Here is a 23,224-nt window from a genome sequence, read left to right on the forward strand (position 1 = left end):
GAACCGGAGTCCCGGGACCCGGTCTCCCGAGGCTCGTTCATCGACTGCGGCGCGATCTTCAGCGCATGGACCCGAACGACCCGAACCGGGGGACCCCGACCCCCACCCCCGCCCGCCCCGTCCGCTGGTGGCACCAGACCCGGGGGCAGCGCGCCACCCTCGCCGTGATCGTCGTGCTCGGCGCCGTCCTGACGAGCTGGAACCTCGCCCGCGGCGGCGACTCCGCGTTCTACGCCGCCGCCGCCCGCTCGATGTCCGAGTCCCTGCCGGCGTTCCTGTCCGGCTCGTTCGACCCCGACGCGACCGTCACCCTCGACAAGCTCGCCGGGTTCGCGGTGCCGCAGGCGATCAGCATCCACCTGTTCGGCATGTCCACCGCGTCGCTCGCGCTCCCCCAGGTCCTCGAGGGCGCCGTCACGACCCTCGCCGTGTCGCTCGTCGTGCTGCGCTGGCTCGGGGCCCGGGCCGGCCTGGTCGCCGCCGCACTCGCCGCGGGGACCCCGATCTTCGTCTCGATGTTCGGCCACCCGATGGAGGACGGCCTGCTCACGATGGCGCTCGCCGTCGCGCTGGTGTGGTGGCAGCGGGCCGCGCTGACCCGCACGTGGTGGCCGCTGCTGCTCGCCGGCCTGTTCGTCGGCATCGGGTTCCAGGCGAAGATGCTGCAGGCCTGGCTGGTGCTGCCGGCCCTGGTGCTCGCGACGGTGGTCGCCACCGCCGGACCGGGCCCCCGGTGGCGCCGTGCCGCGGGACACGTGGCCGCGCTGGTCGGCGCCGCGGTCGTCGCGAGCCTCGCCTGGCCGGTCGCGCTCGCACTGCTCCCGGCGGGCGACCACCCCTACTTCGACGGGTCGACCGACGACAGCGTGTTCGCGATGGTGTTCGGCTACAACGGCGTCGACCGCTTCATGCCCGGGCTGTGGCCCGGCGCCGTCGGCACGCTGGGCGCGGCCGTCGGGCACGCCGGCACGCACGTCGCGGACGCGTGGCGCGCCGCGACCGCCGGTCGCGGCGACGGCCACTCGCTCCTGCAGCTCTTCTCGCCGCGCTACGCGTCGCAGGTCGGCTGGTCGTGGCCCGCGGCGCTCACCGGGGTCGGCATCGGCGCGGTCCGGTGGTGGCGACGGTCCGCCGGCCGGGAGGCGCGCCTCCCCGCCGCCACGCTCGTCGCGCTGGTCGTGTGGCTCGGGACCGCGGTCGTGGTGCTGTCCGTCCTGCGGCTCCCGCACACCGCGTACGTCGCGGGTGTCGGGGTGCAGCTCGCGGCGCTCGGCGCGCTCGGCTGGTGGGGCGCCGCAGGGTTCGTCGACGCGGCGGACCGCCGGCTGCGGCTCGTGCCCGTCGGGCTGCTCGTGGTCCAGGGCGCGTGGTGGGCGTGGCTGGCCCGAGCCGCGTCCGAGCCGGCGCTGCTCGGCACGGTCGCCGTCGGGGTGACCGTCGCGGCGCTCGTCGGACTGATCGTGCGGCGGCGGCGCGCGGGAGCCACGGCCGGTGGCGGCCTGCGTGGCGACGCGGGCGGCCGGGGTGCCACGGGCAGTCCGGGCGCCACGGGCGGTCGGGGTGCCACGGGTGGTCGCCGGCTCGCCGCGGGGCTGCTCGCCGCCGCGGTCGTGCTCGGACCGGCGTGCTTCTCGCTGCAGGCGCTCGACGCCGCGCGGGACGGCAGCGGCGGCGACGCCTCGGTCGGCCTCGCGCAGGGCGCCTTCGCCCGCGGCGGTGCCGTCCCGGAGCGGGCGCTCGCGCTCGGCCGGACGGGCGCCCCGACCCGCGGGACCAGCACGGCCGACGCGTTCCACGTCTCGGCGCCCGACGTCGTCGGCGGGCACACCCGGTTGCCGGCCGACGAGGCGGCGCTCGTCGCGGAGGCCCGACGCGCGGGTGGCGGACGGGACGGCGGCCCGCTGTTCCTCACCGACTCGTGGCGGATCGCGGCCGACGTCATCGGGGACACCGGTGCCGAGGTCCTGACCGACGGCGGCTTCTCCGGACAGGTGCCGGTGTTCACCACGGCGCAGGTCGAGTCGCTCGTGCGCTCCGGGCAGGAGCGGCTGTTCGTCGTGTCCTCGACCGCTCGGTCCTCCGACCCCGTGCGGCAGGCCACCGACGACCTCGGGTGCACGGTCCTGCACCGGTGGGGTCCGGCGTCCGCCTCGGCCGCGCCGAGCACCGGTCGTGGCCAGCAGTGGGGCGGTGCCGGCGGGGCGTCCTTCGCCCTCGAGCGGTGCTCCTGACCGGGTCGGTGACCGTCAGTCGGCGGAGACGGCGCGGCGCGCCAGGTCCGAACCGAGCATCGTCTCCGCCGCGGCGTCCACGAGCTCGTCGCCCTGGGCCCGCCCGATCCGTCGCGACACGACGAGCGTGGCGATGCCCTGCATGGTCGCCGCGAAGAGCATCTTGAAGGTCTCGCGGGCGCCGTCGTCACGGGGGTCGCCGTCACGCGGATCGCCCTCGTGGTCGCCGTCGTCGTGTCCGCCGCCGTCCGGGGCGCCCTCGTCCTGGTCGGTCGGCGTGCCGGCGCGCGCCGGGCCCATCGCGCTGTCGAGCAGGGTGAACAGGGTGCCCGCGGCCGCCTGGACCTCGGCGGCCGCGGCCCCGACGGCCTTCCCCTCGAACATGAGCTCCATGAGCGCGGCGTCCTCGACCGCGAAGTCGACGTAGGCGTGCGCCACTCGGCGGAAGCGGTCACGCAGGCCGTCCGACCCGGCGATCGCCTGCTGCACGCGGTCGTGCAGGCGCTCGAACCCCAGCACGGCGAGCGCGTCGAGCAGCGCCCGGCGGTCGACGAAGTGGCTCCGCGGGGCACCGTGGCTCACACCGGCGCGGCGGGCGAGCTCGCGGAGCGACAGCCCTTCGACGCCGGACTCCCGCAGGGCGGCCACCGCTTCGTCGAGCAGGACGGCGCGGAGGTTGCCGTGGTGGAAGGGCCGGTCGGTCACGCCTCGAGGATACTCCGAACTAGACGTTGCCCAGATTCTAGACAGCGCCTACATTGAGCACGTGACCTCCTTCCAGAACCTCCTCGTCCTCGGTGCGACCGGACAGACCGGCCAGCACTTCACCCGGCTCGCCCTCGACGCCGGCCACCGGGTCCGGGCCCTCGCCCGCACCCCCGACAAGCTCCGTGTGCAGCACGACCGACTCGAGGTCGTCCAGGGGTCGATCACGGACCGGCTCGACCTCGACGGGCTCCTCGACGGCGTCGACGCCGTCGTCGCGATGATCGGCGACCGGCAGGCGCAGGAGCACCGCCTCGTGAACACCGAGTTCGTCCGCGAGCTCGTCCCGGCGATGCGGCGGCAGGGCGTGCACCGGTTCGTGTACCAGGCGGGTGGCCTCAGCGGCGCCCCCGGCCGACCGCTCGCGCTGCCCCTCCGGATCGTGCGCGCCACCGTCGCGCGCGCCTACCTCGGGCAGCACCGCGACAACGAGGCGGTCATGCGGTACCTCGACACCGAGGCGCGGGACCTGCAGTGGAGCGTGCACCGCGCGGGCATCGGGTCGGACGGCCCGTCGAAGGGGACCCTGCAGCGCTCGCGCCACTGGATCAGCATCGGGACGTTCGTCGACTGCGCGGAGTACACCCTGCGCATGCTCGACGACCCGTCCTCGGTCCACACGAGCGACGGCAGCGCCTACCGCCGCGCGCGGTGACCCGGGCGTCCGTGCACCAGGATCGGTGCATGGACATCAGGGAAGCGCTTGTCGCCGACGCGGACGCGATCGGGGCGTTCCAGTCCGCGTGCTGGGAGCAGACCTACCGCGGGGTGGTGCCCGACGCGTTCCTGGACTCGAGCGCCTCCCGCGACCGCGCAGCACGGTGGGCCGAGCGGATCCGGAGCGGCGGACGACGCGTGCTGATCGCGCTCCGCGACGGCCGGCTGTCCGGTGTCGTGAGCACGGCCCCGACGGACCCCGGGGCGGACGACCTCCCCGCCCTGGAGCTCTGCACGCTGTACCTCGATCGCGACGTGCACGGGACCGGGCTGGCCGACCGCCTGCTCGACGCCGCGATCGGTGGCGAGGACGCACACCTGCTCGTGTTCAGCGTGAACGAGCGGGCGAAGCGCTTCTACGCCCGCCACGGGTTCCTGCCGTCCGGCGCCCCGGAGACCGATCCCGGGACCGGCCTCGACGAGGAACGGTGGGTCCGCCGGGCGTCGTGACGTCCCGACGGCTGCCCGGTCGTGAGCCTGGGGACCGCGTCAACGGTGCTCGGGGCGCACCGGTCGACCGCGGACCGTGCCGTCGGGAGCGGCAGACGCCCCCGACGGCGCGGGTCACTTGCCGGCGGCCTGGTTGTACGAGGCGATCTGCGTCTTCGCCTGCGCCTCGGCGGCCCGCATGGTGGTCCGCACGTCGGCGCCCTCGACCACCCGGTCGAACGCGCCGATCACGGTCGCACGGACCGTCGGGAACGCACCGGTGACGCAGCCCGCACTCGCGGTGCTCGTCGGGTCGTCGGCGAGCTGGCGGTACATCGTCGCGACGTTCGGGTCGGTGAGGGACTGCTTGCCGACCGTGGTGTCCTGCGCCTTCGTGTTCACGGCGAGGTAGCCGGTCGCCTTCGCCCACTCGGCCTGCACCTCGGGGGTCTCGAGCCAGGCGGCGAAGTCGTGGGCGGCGCGCTGCTCGGCGGTCGAGTGCCCCTTCCCCGAGATCCACAGGGCGTTGCCGCCGATCACCGGTCCGGCGCCCTTCGCGCCGGACGTGGTCGGGAAGGTGGCCACGACCGACTTCGTGCCGGTCGGGTCGAGGGTCGTGTAGGCACCGGACGAGGTCAGGACCATGCCGACCTTGCCGCTCGAGAACGCGGAGTTCTGCGCCGCCGAGTCGGTGCCGGGGTTGAGCGCGGCGCCGTCCCGGTACAGCCCCTGGAGCGTCGTCATGAAGGCGACCTGCGTGTCCGAGGTGAGCGAGACGCCGGTGACGGCCTTGCCCTTCCGGCCGTTCGACGGGGTGCAGAACTGCTGCCCGCCCGAGGCGCTGAGCTCCTCGAGCATCCACGAGTCCGCCATGTTCATGCTCATGCCGTACAGCCCCGTGCTGCGGTGGATCTGGTCGGCCCACCGCGCGACCTCGTCGAGGGTCGTCGGCGGCTTCGTGACGTCGAGTCCCGCGCGCTCGACGATCGCCTTGTCGAGGTAGAGCACGGGCATCGACACCGAGAACGGCATCGCGGCGAGGCCGTCCCCGGCGCTGTAGTACGCCTTCGCCGCGGGGACGATGCTCCCGCCCGTGGCCGTCTCGCCCGCGAAGGTCGACGGCGACACGGTCTGCCCGGAGTCGACCATGAAGCCCGTGGCGACGTCGTTCATCATGAGCAGGTCCGGGGTGGAGCCGGACTGCACCGCGGCGGTGTACTTCGTCTGGACGTCGGCGTACTGGCCCTGGAACGTGGCCCTCACCGTGACGCCCTGCGTGTTCGCGGCGTTGTACTGGCTGACGAGCTCGGTCAACTCGGTGGCGGCGGGGCCGGTCATGGCGTGCCAGAAGTCGACGGTGACCGGACCGGAGGACGCGGCCGGGGTGGCCGAGCCGGACGCGGAGCAGCCGGTCAGGGCGAGCAGCGCCGCGGCGGAGGCGGCTGCGACCGCGAACGCGAACGCGGAGGATCGACGAGCGGGCATGGGTGTGCCTTCCTGTGGGGACGAGACGAGACGAGACGAGACGAGACGAGACGAGACGAGACGAGACGAGACGAGACGAGACGGGACGGGACGGGACGGACGAGACAGGGACGGGCGAGGTCCGGGGTGCTGCGGGACGGTGCTACTTGAGGGCGCCGGCGGTGATCCCACCGGCGAGGAAGCGCTGCGCCACGAGGACCAGCACGAGCACGGGGAGCGTGACCATCGCCGCACCGGCCAGCACGACACCGACGTCCGAGGCCTCGGCGTTCGACAGCTGCGCGATGCCCACCTGCACGGTCCGGTTCTCGGGCGAGTTCGTCACGAGCAGCGGCCAGAAGAAGCCGTTCCAGGCCGCGGTCGCGCTGACGAGCGTCACCGACACGAGCGTCGGCCGCGTGACCGGCAGGAGCATCGAGCGGATGAACCGGACGTGTCCGGCGCCGTCGAGCACGGCGGCCTCGTGCAGCTCGGCGGGGAAGGACAGGAACGCCTGGCGGAACAGGAAGATCGTCAGCGCCGAGGCGACGAACGGCAGGAACACGACGAGCAGGGTGTCGATGAGGTGCCAGGACGCGACCGTCAGGTAGTTCGCGATGAGGGTCGTCTCGCCGGGGATCATCATGCTGGCGAGCAGGACGAGGAAGATCGCCCGGGTGCCACGGAGCCGGCAGAACACCAGGGCGTACGCGGTGACGATGCCGATCACGACCTGCAGCGTCGTCTGCGCGAGCGTGACGACGACGCTGTTGAGGAACTGCCGTCCGAGCGGTGCGACCTGCAGGGCGCGTTCGACGTTCCCGAGGTCGAGGTGGACCGGCACGAGGCCGGGGAGCCCCTCGTGCAGGTAATCCGACGGGGTGAGCGCACCCTCGAACACGTAGTACAGCGGGAAGCAGACGACAACGACGGCGACGACGAGCCAGGCGTGCAGCAGGGTGCTGCGGATCCGACGTGCGGTGCGCGGGCCCATCAGTAGTGCACCCGCTTCTCGAGCACGCCGAACTGCACGAGCGACAGCGCGAGGACGAGCAGGAAGAGCACGACGCCGAGCGCCGCGGCGAGCCCGAAGTTCGCACTCGCGGCGCCGAACGCCTGCTGGTAGATCGCGTAGACGAGGGTCCTCGACGAGTCCGCCGGTCCCCCGCCGGTGAGGATCTGGACCTGCCCGAACGTCGTCAGCGCCTCGACGGTCCCGGTCACGACGACGAAGAACAGCGTCGGGGTGACGAGCGGCAACGACACCGACCAGAACGCCCGGACGGGTCCGGCACCGTCGAGCTGCGCGGCCTCGACGACCTCCGGGTCGATCGCACCGAACGCACCGAGCAGGAGCAGGACCGTGAAGCCGAGCGACCCCCACGCGGTGACGACGATCACGCTGAACAGCGCCCAGTGCGTGCTCGTCAGCCACGGCACCGGGGTCCCGCCGAGCTGCTGCACGACGGTGTCGACGAGCCCGGTCCCCGGCGCGAGCATCGCGGCGAAGGCGACGGACGCGGCGGACACCGACACGACCATCGGGGACGTCAGGAGGGCCCGGTAGACCGTCGTGCCGCGGAGCTTCGCGGTGAGCGGCACCACGATGAGCAGGCCGAACACCACACGCGCCGCGACGACCCCGGCGCAGAACACCGCGGTGTTGACCATCGTCCGACCGAACGCCGGGTCGGTGAAGGTCCGGACGTAGTTCTGCAGCCCGACCGACCCGGCGGGCTGCCCGAAGACGTCGGTGCCCTGCGTGCTGAGGACGAGCACGCGGCCGAGCGGCCAGAAGACGAAGACCGCGAACACGACGAGCGCGGGCAGGAGCAGCACGACGCCGACGCGTCGATCGGCCCGGTGCCAGGAGCGGGTGGCCGGGGCGGACCGCTGGCGACCGGCGACCAAGCCGGGCCGGACGGAGACCGTCATGGTGGGGACTCCTCGTTTCAGGGAACGTTCCCGATCTGGGGACGGCACCACTGTGCTGGTGTCCGTCACGCGGTCGCAAGGGAGGTCGACGGCCCGCCGCCCGCCGTTCACGCAGTGTTCGACAGCAGGCCCCGATCAGTCCCGTCAGCCCCGGGCCCGACGCCGGAGTTCACCCGCGGGACGGTCGCCCGTCGCCCGCGGTTCCGCGTCCAGCGCGCCGCGCGTCGTACACCGGAGCACATGACCGACGACCCCGTGCACGACCGCCCCGAGCCCGACCGCCCCGCCCCCGCGGCCCCCGGACCCGCCGCACTCCGCCGCGCCGCCGAGGACGCCGCGCGCGCCGTCGCACCGGCGCTCCTCCGCGCCTTCCGCTCCGACGTCGTCGTGGACACCAAGCGCGACGCGCACGACGTCGTGACCGAGCACGACCGCGCTGCTGAGCGCGCCCTGACCGCGTTCCTCACGGCGGCCGTCCCCGGTTCCACGGTCCTCGGGGAGGAGGGCACGACCGGCCCCGCCCCCGCCGGTGCGCGCGTCCGCTGGATCGTCGACCCCATCGACGGCACCGCGAACTTCGCCAGGGGCCTGGCGTACTGGTGCGTCTCGATCGCCGCGGAGGTCGACGGCACCGTCGCCGCCGGCGTCGTCCACGACCCCGTCGCCGACCACGTCTTCAGCGCCGACGACGGGGGCGCGTGGCTCGACGGGCGGCCGGTGCGGTCCGCGTCCGCACCGGCCGCGTCGGCCACCGTGCTGACCAGCTTCCCGGTGCAGCAGGACCTCGAACTGCTCGGCGAGACTGCCGCGTTCGACCTGCTCCGCGACCTGACCCTGCGCTACCGCCACCACCACAGCACCGGGAGCGGGGCGCTCAACCTGGTGCACGTCGCCGCGGGGTGGTCCGACGTGACGATGGGGTTCGCGACGCACCCCTGGGACGTCGCCGCCGGCGCGCTGGTGCTCGAGCGCGCCGGCGGCTGGTTCCGCGGCTTCCGGCACGGCGTCGCGACGGACCGAGCGGTCGACGCCGAGGACTACGTCGCCGGCGGCGCGGGTGACCGGCACGAGCACCTGGTCGCCCGGGTCGCGGCGCTGTCCGCGACGATCACCCGACGCCCCTGACCGCAGGCGAGCACCGGTCCACCGGTCAGCGGGGCACCGACCGCCCCGGGTCAGCCGCGGGCGCCGAGGACGGGCTCGACCGCGTGGACGGAGCCGCGCTGCTCCAACCGGGTCGGCAGCACCTCGTGCCGCTCGACCCGCCGACCGCGCAGCCGCTCGACGACGAGCTCCACCACGCGGGCACCCATCCGCGCGCGGGGCTGGTCGACGGTCGTCAGGTCGAGCCGTCCCGCGAGCGTGGTGCCGTCGAACCCGGTCACCGAGGCGATCCCGGGCAGTCGGAGTCCGACGCCCGCGGCCGCGGTCACGAGCCGGGCGGCGGTCGCGTCGTTCGCGGTGACGAACGCCGTGACACCGTCCCCGAGCAGCGTCGCGAGCCGCGCCGGGTCCACCACGAGGGCCTCGACGTCCTCGGTCCGCACCGCCGTGGGCAGCACCCCGACGGCCACGGCGTACGCCCGCGCGCGACGCGTGGTCGACGGGTGGTCGGTCTCGCCGACGAAGCAGGTGCGGACGTGGCCCGCCGCCGCAAGGTGCAGCACGAGGTCCCGCATCCCAGTCTCCTCGTCGGAGCGGACCGTGTCCACCCCGCGTCCGGCGAGCGCGTCGCCCGCCGACCCGAGGACCGCGACCGGCAGGTCCGCCGCGACCGCGGCGAGCGCGGCCGGCGGGAGCCGGCTGCTGACCACCGCGACCCCGAGCACCCCGTCGGCCGACCCGGCGGACGCGTGCAGCGCCTCCAGGCCGGCGACCAGGCGGTCGTCGTCACGGAACGCGTCGACGACCCGCAGCGCGAACCCCAGGGTGTCCGCGGTGGCCTGCGCGCTGCGCAGGACCTCCGTGTGGAACGGGTTCGCCCGCTCGGTCAGCAGGACGCCCAGCACGAGCGGTGCGCCCGCCGCGCGACGGCGCGCCAACGAGCCGACCGGGAGGCCCAGCTCGTCCGCGGCGCGCACGGCCAGTTCCCGACGTGGTGCGGACACCCCGTCGTCGCCCCGCAGGGCGAGCGAGACCAGCGAGCGGGACATGCCGGTCCGGCGTGCGACGTCGCGCAGCGTCGCGGTCACGGCGTGCGGAGCTTCCAGGTGCGGACGTGCTCCCAGGTCATCGTCTGCCACCAGCGGCCCGTCCAGTCGGGGCTCGCGGTGCGGTACAGCACGACGGTGTCACCGGCGAAGTCGGACGGCACCGGGACGTCGAGGCCGCGGATGAACTCGCCGACCTCGTCGTGCAGGTCGGGGCGGACGTACAGGTCGTGCGACGCGAGCGACAGGTGCGGGCGGTAGCGCTCCGGGTCGTGGTCGTTCGGCAGCGGCGCGTTCATCGGCCGCCGGAACGGGGCGACCGCCGCGTCGACGTCGATCGCGAGCTGGTCGAACGCGGTGTTGCGGGAGCCGTCGGGGTTCGTGGCGACGTCGTACACGAATCCGATGCCCTGCTCGCGGACGCCGGCGTTGTGCACCGGGAACCCCGGGCGTCCGTCGAGCAGCGCGGTCAGGGCGTCGACGACCGCGGACTCGGCGGACCCGAACGGCTGGCTGCCGACCAGGGTCGCGTGCGGCGGGAACGCGCCGGAGGACACCAGGCCGTACTGGGCGCGGAGCTGGTCGGTGACGACCGTGACCGCGCGGCACGTCCGGGGGTCGGGGCGCAGGTAGACGCCGTAGCGGTAGGGGTCACTGTCGTCGCGGGCACCCTTGGCGGTGACGACGGGGGTCGTCGTGGGCGTCGTGGCGGTGGTCGTGGTGGTGGGCTCGAGGACGGCGGGGTTCGACACGGTGATCCTGTTCGTCGCGGTTCCGGGAACGTTCCCCATCGTGGTCGGGATCGTTCCCGAGCGCAGCCCTCCCTGTGGTGACGAAGCGGTGAACGACCGGTGACGGAAGCCCCGTGATCGGCGGTCGGTCAGGCGCGGGCGAGCGTCCGGCCCGGGACGAACTCGCCGTCGACGGCGACGTGGGCGGCGTTCGACCGGCTCGCGTCGATCTGGTCCACGACCGCGTCGACCGCCATCGTGCCGATCACGTCGAGCGGCTGCCGCCACGAGGTGATCCCGAACAGCTCGGTGGCGTACGGGCGGATGCCGTCGTAGCCCGTGACCGAGAAGTCCTCCGGCGCGGAGAGTCCCCGGCGGCGCAGCGCCTCGAGGACCCCGACGGCGTAGTGGTCGCTCGGCGCCATGATCGCCGACACCCCGCCCGCCGAGATCACCGCCGCGACGAAGGAGTCGAGCGCGCGGGGGTCGTTGCCGTGGTCCTCCGCGCGGATCCGCAGGACGTCGACGCCGCGGGTCCGGAGCCGCCGCGCCATGGCGTCCGTCCGCGCCGACTGGGTGAGGGACCCCGCGGCGCTGATCGTGAGCACCGCGACCCGCACGTGCCCGGCGTCGGCGACCTGGTCCGCCAGGGCCCGACCGCCGCCGCGCTCGTCGCAGTAGACGCTGCTGACCGACGCGTCGCGCTCCGGGCGTCCGGCGATGACCGTGGGGATGCGACGGGCGAAGGGCAGGACGTCCTCGACCGGCAGCGCCCCGCTGCAGACGATGAGCCCCTCGACGCGGAGCGAGACGAGCGTCTCGAGCGCGCGGCGTTCCTCGGCGACCGGGAACGACCCCGCGCCCGTCGCCGTGACGGCCCGGTAACCGCGGGCGGCTGCCTGCAGCTGGAACGCCGTGAGCAGGTGCCCGTAGAACGGCGTCGCGGCGTCGCGGACGAACACCCCGAGCGTGTGGGTGCGGTGCGCGGACATCCCGCGGGCGTTGGCGTTCGCGACGTAGCCGAGCTCGACGGCGGCGCGCTTCACCCGTTCGATCGTCGCCGGCGCCACCCCGTACGCCCCCGCGAGTGCCCGCGACACGACGGACTTCGACACCCCGGCGAGCGCCGCCACGTCGTGGATGGTCGGCACCGCGTGCAGGCCGCTCACGTCGCACGCCGTCGGGTTCGGGAGGTCACACCCGTCACGCTAGCGGCGATCCCGCGTCAGGCGGGGCGGTGGGTGGTGAACGTAGGGTGCAGACATGGTCGAGGTCGTGGGCGTGCAGCACGACGCCGTCCTGCTCGCGGGCGGCCAGGCGTCGCGGATGGGCGGGGTCGACAAGACCGCGATCGTCGCCGACGGCCTGGCGCTGTCGGACCACGCCGTCGCCGCTGCCGCCCGTGCCCGCACCGTCGTGCTCGTCGGGCTCCGGGACGGCCGGACCGCGCCGGACGGGGTCGTCGCCACGCGCGAGGACCCGCCGTTCGGTGGACCCGTCGCCGGGATCGTCGCGGGGCTCACCGCGGTGGCCGAACCCGCGCCGTGGACGCTCGTGCTCGCGTGCGACCTCGTGCAGCCCGAGCGGGCGGTCGACGCACTGCTGGGCGCCGCGGAGGACAGGGCCGACGCCGACGGGTCCGACACCGACGGGCTCGACGTCGACGGGTTCGTCGCCGTGGACGAGGACGGCCGCCGGCAGCCCCTCCTCGCGCTCTACCGGTCGACGGCCCTGCGCGACGCCGTCGCCGCGCTCGGGGACCCGGACGGCGCGGCGGTCCGACGGCTCACCGCCGCCCTGCGACTCGTCGAGGTCCCGCTGTCCGCCGGACTCTGTGCGGACGTGGACGAACCGGCCGACGCCGCGCGGGTCGCCGACACCCCGCGGCTGCTTGACTGACCGCATGACCACCGACGACGTCCTCGCCGCATGGACCGCCGAGCTCGCCGAGGCGCTCGGCTTCCCCGAGGACTTCACGCTCGACCGCGACGTCGTGCTCGACCTCGCCCGCGACGCCGCGCACGGGGTCGCCCGACCGGCCGCACCGCTCACCACGTTCCTGGTCGGCTACGCCGCCGGGCTCCGAGGGGGCTCCCCGGCGGACGTCGAAGCCGCCGCCGCGACCGCCACGCGGTTGGCCTCGGCGCGCGACGCCGGCGCCGGCCCGAGCACCGACGACGGCACCGGGTCCGTCACCGGCCCCGGCACCCGGTGACGGCGGTCCTCCTCCCCTGGCAGGCAGCGCGCGACGAGGCGCACCGGCAGGGCGCCCGACTCACCGCCGACCGCGCACGGCTCGACCCGCGTTCGGCACCGCTCCGACTCGACCTGGCGGCGGCGATCGGGTCCACGCTCGTGGGGGACCTCGTCGCCCCGGGTGACGTCCCCGGACACGACGGCGCCGCGATGGACGGCTGGGCGGTCGCGGGCGACGGGCCGTGGGAGCTCGGCGGACCGATCGTCGCCGGGGCGGCCGTCCCGACGGAACCGATCCGGGCCGGACACGCACGACCGATCACCACGGGAGCGCCGGTCCCGCCCGGGACGACGGCCGTGGTGCGCTCCGAGGACGCCGCGGTCGACGCCGCAGGACGGCTCGTCCGGCACACCGCCTCGGACCGCCGGCACGTCCGGCCCGCGGGCGAGGAGGTCGCCCGGCACAGCACGCTGTTCCCCGCCGGCACGGTCCTGACCCCGCCACGAGCGGCCCTCGCGGCGGCGTCCGGCGTCGACGACGTGCTCGTCGCCCCCGCGCCGACCGTGCGCGTCGCGGTGCTCGGCAACGAGATCGTCGGTGCGGGCGTCCCACGACCCGGACAGGTGCGCGACGTGTTCACCCACACGCTGCCGACCGTGCTCCGTGCGTACGGCGCCGACCCGGTCGCGGCCGAGCGGGTGTCCGACGACGCCGACGCCACCGCGCGGGTGCTCGACGCGGCCGAGGAGCGGATCGTCGTCACGACCGGCGGCACCGCGGGCTCGTCGACCGACCACGTCCGCGGCGCCCTCGCCCGGATCGGCGCCGAGCTGCTGATCGACCGGGTCGACGTGCGTCCCGGCCGACCGATGCTGCTCGCCCGGCGCGGTGCGACCGTCTTCCTGTGCCTGCCCGGCAACCCGATGGCGGCGATGGTCGGGCTGGTGCTGCTCGGCGGCCCCCTCGTCGCCGGGGTGCTCGGCCGACCGACCGAACCCGTCGCGCACGTCCGCCTGGCCGTGGACGTGCCGAACGACCGCCCCGGCTCGCTGGTCACCGCGTACCGGGCGGCCCCGGAGGGGGCGGTCCCGACCACCCACCAGACGTCGGCGATGCTGCGGGGGCTGGCCGACGCCGACGGGCTGCTGGTCGTCGGACCCGGTGGCGGCGTGGCGGGCGATGCCGTGCCTCCCGTCCGGCTGCCCTGGACCCGCTGACGCGAACCGCACGGCGGAGCGGACCGCCGGGGGAGCCGGCCGCCGGGGGACGACGCGGACGCGAGGCCGACGCGGCGGCACGACGGCCACGACAGCCGGCCGGTCTCCGCCCGCGGAAACCGCACCCGCACTGGCAGCGTCACCGGCTCGGGTGGTAGACCCGGACCATGAGCCGGATCACGGCGCGCAAGCGCGTCACCCGCATCACCGTCGCGACGTCCCGGTCGGTGCGTGACGACCTGCTCGCGGTCGAGGAGCCGCTCGAGATCCGGGTCGGTGGGAACTCGCTCGCGATCACGATGCGGACCCCGGGCAACGACGTCGACCTCGCGGCCGGGTTCCTGGTGTCCGAGGGGGTCATCGCCCGCGGTGACGACTTCGCCGCGGCACGGTACTGCGCGGGTGCGACCGACGAGGGGCTGAACACCTACAACGTGCTCGACGTGACGCTCGCGCCGGGCGTCCCCGCACCCGATCCCAGCCTGGAGCGGGCGTTCTACACGACGAGCTCCTGCGGCCTGTGCGGCAAGGCGAGCATCGACGCGGTCCGCACCACCTCGCAGCACGCGGTCCTGCACGACCCGCTCGTGCTCGACCCGGCGCTCCTCGCGACCTTCCCCGACCGGCTCCGCGAGGCCCAGGACGTGTTCGAGAAGACCGGCGGTCTGCACGCCGCGGCACTGTTCGACGGGCGGTCCGGCGAGATGCTCGTCCTGCGCGAGGACGTCGGCCGCCACAACGCCGTCGACAAGGTCGTCGGGTGGGCCGTCAAGGAGGGTCGACTGCCCCTCGGCGGCACCGTCCTCATGGTCTCGGGTCGCGCGAGCTTCGAGTTGACACAGAAGGCGTCGATGGCCGGGATCCCGGTCCTCGCGGCGGTGTCGGCACCGTCGTCGCTCGCGGTCGACCTGGCGAAGGAGGTCGGCATCACGATCGTCGGCTTCCTGCGCGGCCAGAGCATGGTCGTCTACAGCCGAGCCGAGCGGATCGTCGAGCCGGCCGACACCGCCCCCGAACCGGTACAGCAGCCCCGACAGACAGTGAGCGCCCCGTGACCGAACAGCCCCCGAAGGACGACGTGACCGACGCCGACATGACGGTCGGCGAGCCGAAGGACTGGGCGGCCGGCGTCCCCGGCGTCCTGCACTCGATGGGGCCCGCGATCGAGCAGCTCGGCCTCGCCCGCACCGCCAAGCTCATGCTGTCCCTGAACCAGAAGGGCGGCTTCGACTGCATGAGCTGCGCCTGGCCGGACCCGGACAAGCGCAAGACCGCCGAGTTCTGCGAGAACGGCGGCAAGGCGGTCGTGTGGGAGGCCACCCCGGTCCTCGTGCCGCGCTCGTTCTGGGCGGAGCACTCCGTCGACGACCTCGCCGACAAGACCGAGTACTGGCTCGGCATGCAGGGCCGTCTGACCGAACCCGTGTGGAAGCCCGCGGGGAAGGACCACTACGAGCCGATCAGCTGGGAGCGGGCGTTCCGGATCGTCGCCGACAAGCTCAACGGCCTCGATTCCCCCGACCAGGCGTCGTTCTACACGTCCGGACGCACCTCGAACGAGGCCGCCTTCGTCTACCAGCTGTTCGTCCGGGCCTTCGGCACGAACAACCTGCCCGACTGCTCGAACATGTGCCACGAGTCGACGAGCCTGGCGATGGCCGAGACCGTCGGCATCGGGAAGTCGACCATCGCGTACGACGACTTCGAGCACACCGAGCTCATCATCGTGATGGGCCAGAACCCCGGCACGAACCACCCCCGGATGCTCACCGCGCTCGAGGACGCCAAGCGCAACGGGGCCGAGATCGTCGCGGTGAACCCGCTGCCCGAGGCCGGCCTGCGCCGCTACAAGAACCCGCAGCGCGTGCGCGGCGTGGTCGGCCACGGCACCGAGATCGCCGACCAGTTCCTGCAGATCCGGCTCGGCGGCGACATGGCGCTGCTGCAGGCGATCGCCAAGCGCGTGGTCCTCGCGGAGCAGCGCACGCCCGGGTCCGTCGTGGACCACGCGTTCATCGAGAAGCACACGAGCGGGTACGAGGCGTTCGTGGAGCACATCCTCCAGGTCGACGACGACGAGGTCGTCCGGGCCACGGGCCTCGCGATCGAGGAGATCGACGAGCTCGCCGAACGGTACCTGCGCTCCGAGCGGACGATCATCACGTGGGCGATGGGCATCACGCAGCACGTCAAGGCCGTCGACACGATCAAGGAGATCATCAACCTCCTGCTCCTCCGCGGGAACATCGGCCGCCCGGGCGCCGGTGCCTCGCCGATCCGCGGGCACAGCAACGTCCAGGGCGACCGGACGATGGGCATCTGGGAGCAGATGCCGGACACGTTCCTCGACGCGCTGGCGGAGGAGTTCCACTTCGAGCCGCCCCGCGAGCACGGCGTCGACGCGCTCAAGGGCATCCACGGGATGCAGCGCGGCGACATCAAGTTCTGGATGGGCATGGGCGGCAACCTCGTCGCCGCGATCTCGGACAGCCAGCTCGCCGAGCAGGCGTTCCGCGGCACCGAGATGACCGTGCAGGTGTCCACCAAGCTCAACCGCTCGCACGCCGTCGTCGGCCGGGAAGCCCTGATCCTGCCGACCATGGGCCGCACCGAGATCGACGTCCAGGCCGCCGGCCCGCAGTTCGTCTCGGTCGAGGACACCGTCTGCTCCGTGCACGGCAGCCACGGCCAGGTCCCGCCCGTCGCCCCCGGCCTGCTGTCCGAGGTCGCGATCGTCTGCGAACTGGCGAAGGCCACGCTCGGCGACCGCCTCCCGATCGACTGGTCGGCCATGCGCGACGACTACGACGTGATCCGCGAGCACATCAGCCACGTCGTCCCCGGCTTCGAGGACTACTCCCGTCGCGCCGGCAGCAAGGAGGGCTTCGTCCTGCCGAACGGCCCCCGCGACTCCCGGACCTTCGCGACGAAGACCGGCAAGGCGATGATCACGGTCAACGAGCTCGAGCACGTCGAGCGCCCCGAGGGCACCCTGCTGCTCCAGACCCTGCGGTCGCACGACCAGTACAACACGACGATCTACAGCCTGAACGACCGGTACCGCGGCATCAAGAAGGGCCGGCACGTGGTGTTCGTGAACCCGGACGACCTGACCGAGCTCGGGCTGCAGGACGGCGACACGGTCGACGTCGCGACCGTGTGGCACGACGACGTCGAACGCGTCCTGCGCGGGTACCGGATCGTCGCGTACCCGAGTGCGCGCGGCTGCGCCGCGGCGTACTTCCCGGAGGCGAACGTGCTCGTCCCGCTGGACAGTGCGGCGAAGGGCAGCAACACCCCGGTGTCGAAGGCCGTCCCGGTCCGGCTGACGCGGGTCGCGGTGCCGGCGACGGTCTGAGGAAGGACCGGACGGGAGGCGCGGTGCGGGCCCGCACCGCGCCTCCCGTCCGCCACCGGTCACCTGTCGGACCGGTGTTCACTCGGTCAGGCCGTGTCGCGGCACGCGTGTGCCTGCCTGCCTGCGTGCGTGCGTGCGTGCGTGCGACCGCCCCTGTCGGCGCGCGCCCGGGCGCGCTAGCGTGACGGGATGGGGCAGCACAGGGGCAGCGGCGACGGGGAGCGGTCGAGGGACCACCGGGACGGACCGCGGACGGCCACGGTCGTCACACGCGGCGTGGCGGCCTGAGGTGCACGTGTCGGGTCGCGTCGGATCGGACGCGCCGGACCCCTCGCTCGCCGTGCACGCGCGGGTGGCGGCACTCGGCATCCGCGTCGCCGGTCTCGTCGCGCAGCGCCACCTCGAGGACCTCGGCGTGACCGGCCTGCAGGAGAGCCAGCACGGCAGCGGGTCGGACGCGGTGACCGTCGACGCCGCTGTCACCCGCAACTACGGCTTCTGGCGGAACCCCGACGACCGGGACGACCCGGTGAACCTGGCCGACCTGTCGGCGGCCGAGCGTGCCGCACTCGACGGCCCGGTCCCGGGCGACCTTCCCGCGTGGCTGCTGGCTGCTCGCGACCGGATGCGCTTCCCGACGATGTGGGACGCGGTCACGACGCACTGGAGCGCCGCCGGCGACCAGGACGCCCGGGAGCTCCTCCGTGCCCACGTCGACCACGTGCTGCACGACCACCACCGCGGCGCGCACGGGCTCGACGGCCCGTCGCCCCGAGGTCCGTGGGTCGAGCTCGTGACCGTGGACGCCGTCCGACCGCACCCCGTGGTCGTCGACGGCGAGGAGCGCGTCGGACTGCTGCTCGACACCGACCCGTTCGTGGTGGGGTCCGCGTTCCCGTTCGACGACGGCCGGGTCGTCACCGCGGTGGTCGACCGGGACCTCCTGCCCTGGGTGGACGTCGCCTTCCTCGGCGACGCGGGCTGACCACGGCGATCGACCGCGTCGACCGGTGCCGTCAGTGCGGTGCCGGCGCCGTCAGTGCGGTGCCGGCGCCAGGTCGTAGGTGACCCACGGCGTCGCCGACGCGACCGTGTCGTACACGCGGCGGGCCCGGTCGTTGTCGGTGGCGGTGATCCACCGGACGACGGTCGCGCCCTCGTCGGCCGCGAGGGACGCAGCCGCGTGCAGGAGCGCCGTCGCCGCACCGGTGCCCCGCGCGTCCGGAGCGGTGAACAGGTCGTCGAGGTACAGCCCGGTGCTCGCGGTCGACGGTCGGACGAACCGGCGGAGGTTCGCGAGCGCCACGGGTCGGTCGTCGGCGTCGACCGCGACGAGCCCGGTCAGGCCGTGCGCACCGGAGGACACCCACGACCAGGTGGTCGCCACGGCCGCGGGGTCGTCGGGGAGTCGGTAGAAGGCGCGGTACCCGGCGTAGAGCGTCGACCACGCCCGTTCGTCGGCGGGGCGGACGGGTCGGACGTGCACGGTCATGCGGTCACCCTACGGTCGGCGGGGCGGACGTGGGCGGCGTGACGGGCGCGAGCCGCGCCTCCCGGCCGTCCGCGGCGACCAGCACGGTGCCGTGCCCCCGTGCGGACGGGTGGTGAGCACCCGCGGTGCGAGCCGACCCGAACGGCTGCACCACGGGTGCCGCAAGACGATCGTATGACGAACGACCCCGGTGCACCATGAGGGCTCGGACAGCTCGGCCACGCAGCACGCTCCCGTTCCGACCGACCGACCGACGCTGGACCGATCGGGCCTGCCGACGCCATACTCGGAGTCGACCGCGACCCGGGGAACGGACGCGGGCCCCGGGTCACGGACGCGATCCGGGTACGGGAGCGTCGAGCGCACCACACCGACGTGGTGACCGGCGCCGGACGGAGGGGGAACCATGACCGCACTCATCTGGGGCGGAGCCGTCGCAGCGGGCCGGGCCGTCGTCGCGGTGCTCGCACGGGCACGGCGTCGGGGATGACGGACGCCTGCACCTTCTGCGGCATCATCGCGGGCTCGTCGCCCGCCGTGTGGGTCGAGCGGGAACCCGAGGCGGTGGCGTTCGCGCCCCTGCCCGACTCCGCACTGGCCCCGGGGCACACGCTCGTCGTGCCGGTGGAGCACACGGTCGACCTCCGCGCCGCCGGGCCGACGTCGCTCGCGGCGACGATCGCGCTCGTGCAGCGCGTCACCCGTGCGATGCGTGCGGGACTCGGGGCGACGGGGACGGTCGTGCTGCAGGCCTCGGGCCCGGACGCCGGGCAGAGCGTCCCCCACCTGCACTTCCACGTCGTGCCGTGCTGGCCGGACGACGGCACGACCCACTGGCCCGAGGGGCGGTCGGCGCACCGGGTCGAGGGCGACCCGTACGCGGCCCTGGCGGAGATGTTCGACTGACGAGCAGGAGCCCTCGTGGTTCCGACGCCCGGGGACCGTCCGGTGTCGCGCGCCGGAACGACTGGTGTCGCGGTCTGACCGGACCACGGGCGGACGGGAGGCGCGGTGCCGGCCCGCACCGCGCCTCCCGTCCGACCGTGGTCGCGACAGCGACCCACCGTCGGTCCGCGTCCGCGCGTGGTCGCGACGCTCGTGGTCGCTTCACGCATGGTCGAGTCAGCGACCCGTCATCGTTCTGCGGTTGTGACGATCCCGGTGCAGCATCCTCGGGATCCGTGCACCGAGATCGTCAGAATCCGGAACGTGACGCGATCGCGGTCGGTACGGTGTCACGGTGCAGAGCACTCCTGATCCCGAAGCGCCCACGGCCGTGTGGTGGGTGTCCGAGGAGGACGCCATCTTCCCCGGTGACGACGACCTCGACCGGGTCCTCGGCGCCTTCTCCACGGCAGCGGCAGCGAACGCCTACGCCGCGGAGCGGCGACGGGAGACGGGCGGCAGTCGCACGGTCCACGTCGACCGGTACGAGGTCGGGATCGTCAGCGGCTGGAACTCCGACTTCTTCCAGGTCGACGCATGACCGTCTGGCTCCTCGTGCACCGGTCCACGGTGGCGGAGGACGAGGTGATCGGCGCCAAGCTCCTCGGGTTCTTCGCCTCCGCGGACGAGGCCGACCGTGCCGCTGCCGAGCTCGTCGATCGGTGGGCGAGCTACCGCGCGATGCCCGAAGGTTTCGAGCGGTTCGAGCTGCCGCTCGACGAGGAGATCCCCGAGGAGCTGTCCGACCGGATGATCTGGGGGTGAACGTGGGTCCGAAGCACCGCGACCGCCCGTGGACACGGAGCGAGCGCGCTGCCGAGATGCATCGACGCGCGAACGCCGATGCCCCGGCGTGGTGGCCGCGACGAGCGCTCTGGTCCTGGCGACTCGTCGTCCGTCCGGTCGGCAGGGCGATCGGCGTGGTGCTCGGCGCGGTGGGCGACGGCTTGTCGTTCTGACCGCGGTGGAGGCACGGTCCCTCAGGGCTCCCGCACCGGGTCACTCCACTTCGGGAAGGGCGCGGACACCCCGGGCGCCGACTCCTCGGGGAAGTCCGCCGGGTCTCGGACTGCGATCGCCTCGACGAGCGCATCGGTGTCGTTGGTCCAGAACGTCTCGCTGTAGACGCCGACCGAGTACTGGCCGTTCTTCCGCACCGTCCACGTCACCCACCAGCCGTCCCCGGTGTCCGCCCGCAGCTCGGTGCTCTGCCCGATCTCGGCGCTCCGCGAACGCCACCCCTCCTCGTCGAACCAGCGCCGCATCGGTTCGAGGTCCGCAGCCGCGCCGGTCGCCCCCTCCGGGTGGAGGATCCGGACCGTCCGGAACGAGTAACTGTTCTCCGCCGTCGCCCCGTCGGGCACGTCGCCGAACGCATCGTCGCCGGGAAGCGGGAGAACGTCCCCGCCGTTCCAGGTCCACACCCCGTCGGAGATCCGCGCCTGTGCGTCGGCGAGCAGCGCCTGACCTCGCTCGTACCGCTCACCGGCGAGATCGAACTCCTCGTGCAGACTCATCCGCTCCACCTGCTGCCGGGTCGCCCCGGCGGCGTCTCGCGCACCCTGTTCGGCCACGTCGTTCCCTCTTCCTGTGCTGGTCGCGCACCCCGCCGTCGCGAGCAGGAGTGCGGCGAGCGCCGCGATCACGACTCGGCGTCGTGTGGTCGTCCTCAGGACACTCATGAGCCCACCTTCCCCTTCGCAACGATCTCAGCGATCTCCTGCAACGACCTGGACTTCTTCGAGAGGTAGCCGACATCGTCGGATTCCGGGTCGTGCCACATGTCGTGGCCGGTCACGGACTCCGTCTCCGGACCGGCCTCCGACGAGAACACTTGCACGCCGTCGAACAATCGCGGGTCGGCCCTGGTCAAGATGCCCAGACGCTGACCGACCGTGGCGAGTTGATCCGCTTGAGCCTGTGTGGCGTAGACGGCGCTGGCGTTGATGTCCTCGACTTCCGTACCGTACGGGAAGCCCACCGAGCCGTAGGACACGAACGAGTCGACGCGGTGTCGAGTGAGCTCGAGGCCTTGCACCGCGGTCGTGGACCCGTACGAGTGGGCGGCGACCGTGACGCGATCCGGAGGCCCTCCGGTCCTGCTGTCATGGATTCCGTCGAGGAACGACGCGAGTTCGGCAGCTCCCGACTCCGAACGGTCGGGCAAACCGACCGTGCCGGGCACTGGCGCGTGGTAGCCGACCCAGGACACGACAGCGTACGTCTGGTCGGAGTCGGTCTCGTGCGCTCTTCGCAGGAGCCCTTCGGCCGCAACCACTCGTCCGCCCATCCCGGCGACGTCCGAGCTCATCCCCGGGACGTTCACCGTCACGTTCGCGGCCGTGTCCAGGTCACCCAGCGACACCGCGGCGACCAGCGCGCCGTCGTGCTCACCGAACCCCACGAGTTGCGCCTTCTGCATCGTGGGGCCGCCCGGGAGGTACCTCGCCCGGACGTCGGCCTTGCGCACTGCTTCCTGGAGCCCCCGCACCTGTTCCGTGAAGTCGGACAGCCCGCGCTGCTCTCCGAAGCCCATGAGCTGGTACACCCGCTCGGGCTCCTCGACAGCAGCCGCGAGCACGGCGCGCGATGCGATGTCGCGCTTGGCTGCCGGAACCCCGTCGAGGTTCGCGAACAGGTACTGCGCGGCCAACGGCAGGGACCGCACGTACGCGTCCGTCTGCGGGAGCTGCGCGTACGCTTCGGCCACCTCCGCCGGGGTGAGGCCCGGTCGCAGGAGCCGCGCGAGTTCGGGGGACGACGACGTGACGGCGACGGCATCGAGCGCGAGATCGGGGAGGGATCCACCGCCCGCACGTTCGAATGCCGTGGCGATGCCCTCGAGCCAACTTGCCTCCGCTGCGTTCTCGGCCAGCAGCGCATCGAAACCCCCGACCACCGTCGAGCCCTCGACGGGTGTCCACGCGCACGTCGAACGGAACCTGCTCCAGGCGTTCTTCACCTGGATGAGGTGCTGTGCGGTGCTGAGGTCGGCAGCGCGGCTCGCGCCGGCGAAGACGCGGAGAGCGTCCGGGTCGGCTGCCGACGTCCCGCCGGAGCCGGCTGCACCGGACCGGACCCGCGCCCGTGGGGAGAAGTTCGCGGACAGCGGGGTGGGGCGGACAGCGGTGTGGTCGGGGCGGACGTCGACGAGTCCGTCGACGAACGCCGACGACGCTGCGAACGGGTCGCCAGAAGCTCGGCGACGGTCACGCTCCGCCTCTCGTGCGGTCCACTCACGGACTGCACGCTGTCGACGACGCTCTTGGTCGGCCTCACGCCTGGCCTGTCCGACCGCGTCCCCCAAGTCTGCGAGCACCCCCGCGAGCTTCTGCGTGTCCTCCGACCGGACCGTGCTGCCCGCTGTGAAGAGCGTCGCATAACCGCCGCGGAAGTCCGTCGCGACGGTCTCGACCCGCACCCGGTTCGCGATCGCCTGAGCCCTGAGATCTCTGGAGGCGCCGTCGGCTGCGGCGACCAGCGCCTCGGCAACCGCGTCATCGAATGCGATCGTCATGCACACTACCCCCGTCGTGTGACCCGTAATCTGATGTCCGACACTACACGATCCGCGGCTCGTCAGCCAGCGAGGT

24 protein-coding genes are annotated in these 23,224 nt (G+C 73.6%); 14 read left to right on the plus strand and 10 right to left on the minus strand.

All coding sequences use genetic code 11. From position 1 onward, the window contains the following. Positions 1-65 precede the first annotated feature (65 nt). Positions 66-2,231: a glycosyltransferase family 39 protein gene (locus QOL15_RS13630; RefSeq protein ID WP_071247004.1), complete on the plus strand. Its 2,166-nt coding sequence runs from the start codon at positions 66-68 to the stop codon at positions 2,229-2,231. Positions 2,232-2,246: 15 nt separating this feature from the next. On the opposite strand, the gene QOL15_RS13635 is transcribed toward QOL15_RS13630, so the two are convergent. Continuing rightward, complete coding sequence (locus QOL15_RS13635) at positions 2,247-2,936, minus strand: TetR/AcrR family transcriptional regulator (RefSeq protein ID WP_071247003.1); 690 nt, start codon at positions 2,934-2,936, stop codon at positions 2,247-2,249. Positions 2,937-2,997: 61 nt separating this feature from the next. On the opposite strand from QOL15_RS13635, the gene QOL15_RS13640 reads away from it, so the two are divergent. Together QOL15_RS13640 and QOL15_RS13645 are read left to right on the plus strand one after the other, a co-directional pair. Further along, positions 2,998-3,651: an NAD(P)-dependent oxidoreductase gene (locus QOL15_RS13640; RefSeq protein ID WP_071247002.1), complete on the plus strand. Its 654-nt coding sequence runs from the start codon at positions 2,998-3,000 to the stop codon at positions 3,649-3,651. A gap of 29 nt (positions 3,652-3,680) precedes the next feature. Further along, entirely contained in the window at positions 3,681-4,163 is a 483-nt protein-coding gene (locus tag QOL15_RS13645; protein WP_071247000.1) for a GNAT family N-acetyltransferase, read from the plus strand. A gap of 114 nt (positions 4,164-4,277) precedes the next feature. Here QOL15_RS13645 and QOL15_RS13650 read toward each other — a convergent pair whose 3' ends face one another. From QOL15_RS13650 to QOL15_RS13660, 3 genes are all read right to left on the minus strand, one after another. Beyond that, the gene (locus tag QOL15_RS13650) at positions 4,278-5,627 is read right to left on the minus strand and encodes an ABC transporter substrate-binding protein (RefSeq protein WP_071246998.1); all 1,350 of its coding nucleotides are present in this window, start codon (positions 5,625-5,627) and stop codon (positions 4,278-4,280) included. 142 nt (positions 5,628-5,769) lie between these two features. Beyond that, positions 5,770-6,600, minus strand: coding sequence for a carbohydrate ABC transporter permease (locus tag QOL15_RS13655; RefSeq protein WP_071246996.1), 831 nt, complete (start codon positions 6,598-6,600; stop codon positions 5,770-5,772). Then, positions 6,600-7,541 carry a carbohydrate ABC transporter permease gene (locus QOL15_RS13660; RefSeq protein ID WP_071246994.1) on the minus strand — a complete coding sequence of 314 codons (942 nt, stop codon included), beginning with the start codon at positions 7,539-7,541 and terminating at the stop codon, positions 6,600-6,602. The genes QOL15_RS13655 and QOL15_RS13660 overlap by 1 nt, the downstream gene beginning before the upstream one ends. 240 nt (positions 7,542-7,781) lie before the next feature. Between QOL15_RS13660 and QOL15_RS13665 the strand changes: the two genes are divergently transcribed. Then, the gene (locus QOL15_RS13665) at positions 7,782-8,666 is read left to right on the plus strand and encodes an inositol monophosphatase (RefSeq protein ID WP_071246992.1); all 885 of its coding nucleotides are present in this window, start codon (positions 7,782-7,784) and stop codon (positions 8,664-8,666) included. A gap of 50 nt (positions 8,667-8,716) precedes the next feature. Here the strand turns inward: QOL15_RS13665 and QOL15_RS13670 are convergent, their stop codons facing one another. From QOL15_RS13670 to QOL15_RS13680, 3 genes are all read right to left on the minus strand, one after another. Continuing rightward, positions 8,717-9,733 (minus strand): LacI family DNA-binding transcriptional regulator, encoded by a 1,017-nt coding sequence (locus QOL15_RS13670; RefSeq protein WP_071246990.1) that lies wholly within the window; start codon positions 9,731-9,733, stop codon positions 8,717-8,719. Next, entirely contained in the window at positions 9,730-10,443 is a 714-nt protein-coding gene (locus tag QOL15_RS13675; protein WP_254780211.1) for a 2'-5' RNA ligase family protein, read from the minus strand. The genes QOL15_RS13670 and QOL15_RS13675 overlap by 4 nt, the downstream gene beginning before the upstream one ends. A gap of 128 nt (positions 10,444-10,571) precedes the next feature. After that, on the minus strand, positions 10,572-11,591 hold the full coding sequence (locus QOL15_RS13680; RefSeq protein WP_071246988.1) for a LacI family DNA-binding transcriptional regulator: 1,020 nt from the start codon (positions 11,589-11,591) through the stop codon (positions 10,572-10,574). A 94-nt stretch (positions 11,592-11,685) separates the two neighbouring features. Here QOL15_RS13680 and QOL15_RS13685 point away from each other — a divergent pair, with 94 nt between their 5' ends. From QOL15_RS13685 to QOL15_RS13710, 6 genes are all read left to right on the plus strand, one after another. Further along, positions 11,686-12,321 carry a molybdenum cofactor guanylyltransferase gene (locus QOL15_RS13685; protein ID WP_071246986.1) on the plus strand — a complete coding sequence of 212 codons (636 nt, stop codon included), beginning with the start codon at positions 11,686-11,688 and terminating at the stop codon, positions 12,319-12,321. A 4-nt stretch (positions 12,322-12,325) separates the two neighbouring features. Beyond that, complete coding sequence (locus QOL15_RS13690; protein ID WP_065964461.1) at positions 12,326-12,637, plus strand: DUF6457 domain-containing protein; 312 nt, start codon at positions 12,326-12,328, stop codon at positions 12,635-12,637. Next, on the plus strand, positions 12,634-13,836 hold the full coding sequence (locus tag QOL15_RS13695) for a molybdopterin molybdotransferase MoeA (protein ID WP_071246984.1): 1,203 nt from the start codon (positions 12,634-12,636) through the stop codon (positions 13,834-13,836). Before QOL15_RS13690 ends, QOL15_RS13695 begins: the two co-directional genes overlap by 4 nt. Before the next feature lie 167 nt (positions 13,837-14,003). Beyond that, positions 14,004-14,891 (plus strand): formate dehydrogenase accessory sulfurtransferase FdhD, encoded by an 888-nt coding sequence (gene fdhD / locus QOL15_RS13700; protein ID WP_071246982.1) that lies wholly within the window; start codon positions 14,004-14,006, stop codon positions 14,889-14,891. A 38-nt stretch (positions 14,892-14,929) separates the two neighbouring features. After that, positions 14,930-17,194, plus strand: a complete 2,265-nt coding sequence (locus tag QOL15_RS13705) for an FdhF/YdeP family oxidoreductase (protein ID WP_071247013.1) — start codon at positions 14,930-14,932, stop codon at positions 17,192-17,194. Positions 17,195-17,489: 295 nt separating this feature from the next. After that, complete coding sequence (locus QOL15_RS13710; RefSeq protein WP_139197457.1) at positions 17,490-18,179, plus strand: hypothetical protein; 690 nt, start codon at positions 17,490-17,492, stop codon at positions 18,177-18,179. A 51-nt stretch (positions 18,180-18,230) separates the two neighbouring features. On the opposite strand, the gene QOL15_RS13715 is transcribed toward QOL15_RS13710, so the two are convergent. After that, entirely contained in the window at positions 18,231-18,686 is a 456-nt protein-coding gene (locus QOL15_RS13715) for a GNAT family N-acetyltransferase (RefSeq protein ID WP_065964457.1), read from the minus strand. Positions 18,687-19,172: 486 nt separating this feature from the next. Here QOL15_RS13715 and QOL15_RS13720 point away from each other — a divergent pair, with 486 nt between their 5' ends. The 4 genes from QOL15_RS13720 (at position 19,173) to QOL15_RS13735 (ending at position 20,590) form a co-directional block, all read left to right on the plus strand. Continuing rightward, a complete protein-coding gene (locus tag QOL15_RS13720) occupies positions 19,173-19,592 on the plus strand; it encodes an HIT family protein (protein ID WP_065964455.1) in 420 nt (139 codons plus the stop codon). Between the two features lie 334 nt (positions 19,593-19,926). Continuing rightward, positions 19,927-20,172 carry a hypothetical protein gene (locus tag QOL15_RS13725; protein ID WP_139197456.1) on the plus strand — a complete coding sequence of 82 codons (246 nt, stop codon included), beginning with the start codon at positions 19,927-19,929 and terminating at the stop codon, positions 20,170-20,172. Continuing rightward, on the plus strand, positions 20,169-20,396 hold the full coding sequence (locus tag QOL15_RS13730) for a hypothetical protein (protein WP_071246978.1): 228 nt from the start codon (positions 20,169-20,171) through the stop codon (positions 20,394-20,396). The genes QOL15_RS13725 and QOL15_RS13730 overlap by 4 nt, the downstream gene beginning before the upstream one ends. Continuing rightward, positions 20,393-20,590, plus strand: coding sequence for a hypothetical protein (locus tag QOL15_RS13735; protein ID WP_071246976.1), 198 nt, complete (start codon positions 20,393-20,395; stop codon positions 20,588-20,590). The genes QOL15_RS13730 and QOL15_RS13735 overlap by 4 nt, the downstream gene beginning before the upstream one ends. Positions 20,591-20,611: 21 nt before the next feature. On the opposite strand, the gene QOL15_RS13740 is transcribed toward QOL15_RS13735, so the two are convergent. Both QOL15_RS13740 and QOL15_RS13745 read right to left on the minus strand, forming a co-directional pair. Beyond that, complete coding sequence (locus QOL15_RS13740; RefSeq protein ID WP_139197455.1) at positions 20,612-21,313, minus strand: hypothetical protein; 702 nt, start codon at positions 21,311-21,313, stop codon at positions 20,612-20,614. Further along, positions 21,310-23,148, minus strand: coding sequence for an alpha/beta hydrolase (locus QOL15_RS13745; RefSeq protein ID WP_139197454.1), 1,839 nt, complete (start codon positions 23,146-23,148; stop codon positions 21,310-21,312). The genes QOL15_RS13740 and QOL15_RS13745 overlap by 4 nt, the downstream gene beginning before the upstream one ends. Positions 23,149-23,224 lie beyond the last annotated feature (76 nt).

Origin of the sequence: Curtobacterium sp. MCBA15_012, from assembly GCF_001864935.2 — a bacterium.
Classification (GTDB): Bacteria; Actinomycetota; Actinomycetes; order Actinomycetales; family Microbacteriaceae; genus Curtobacterium.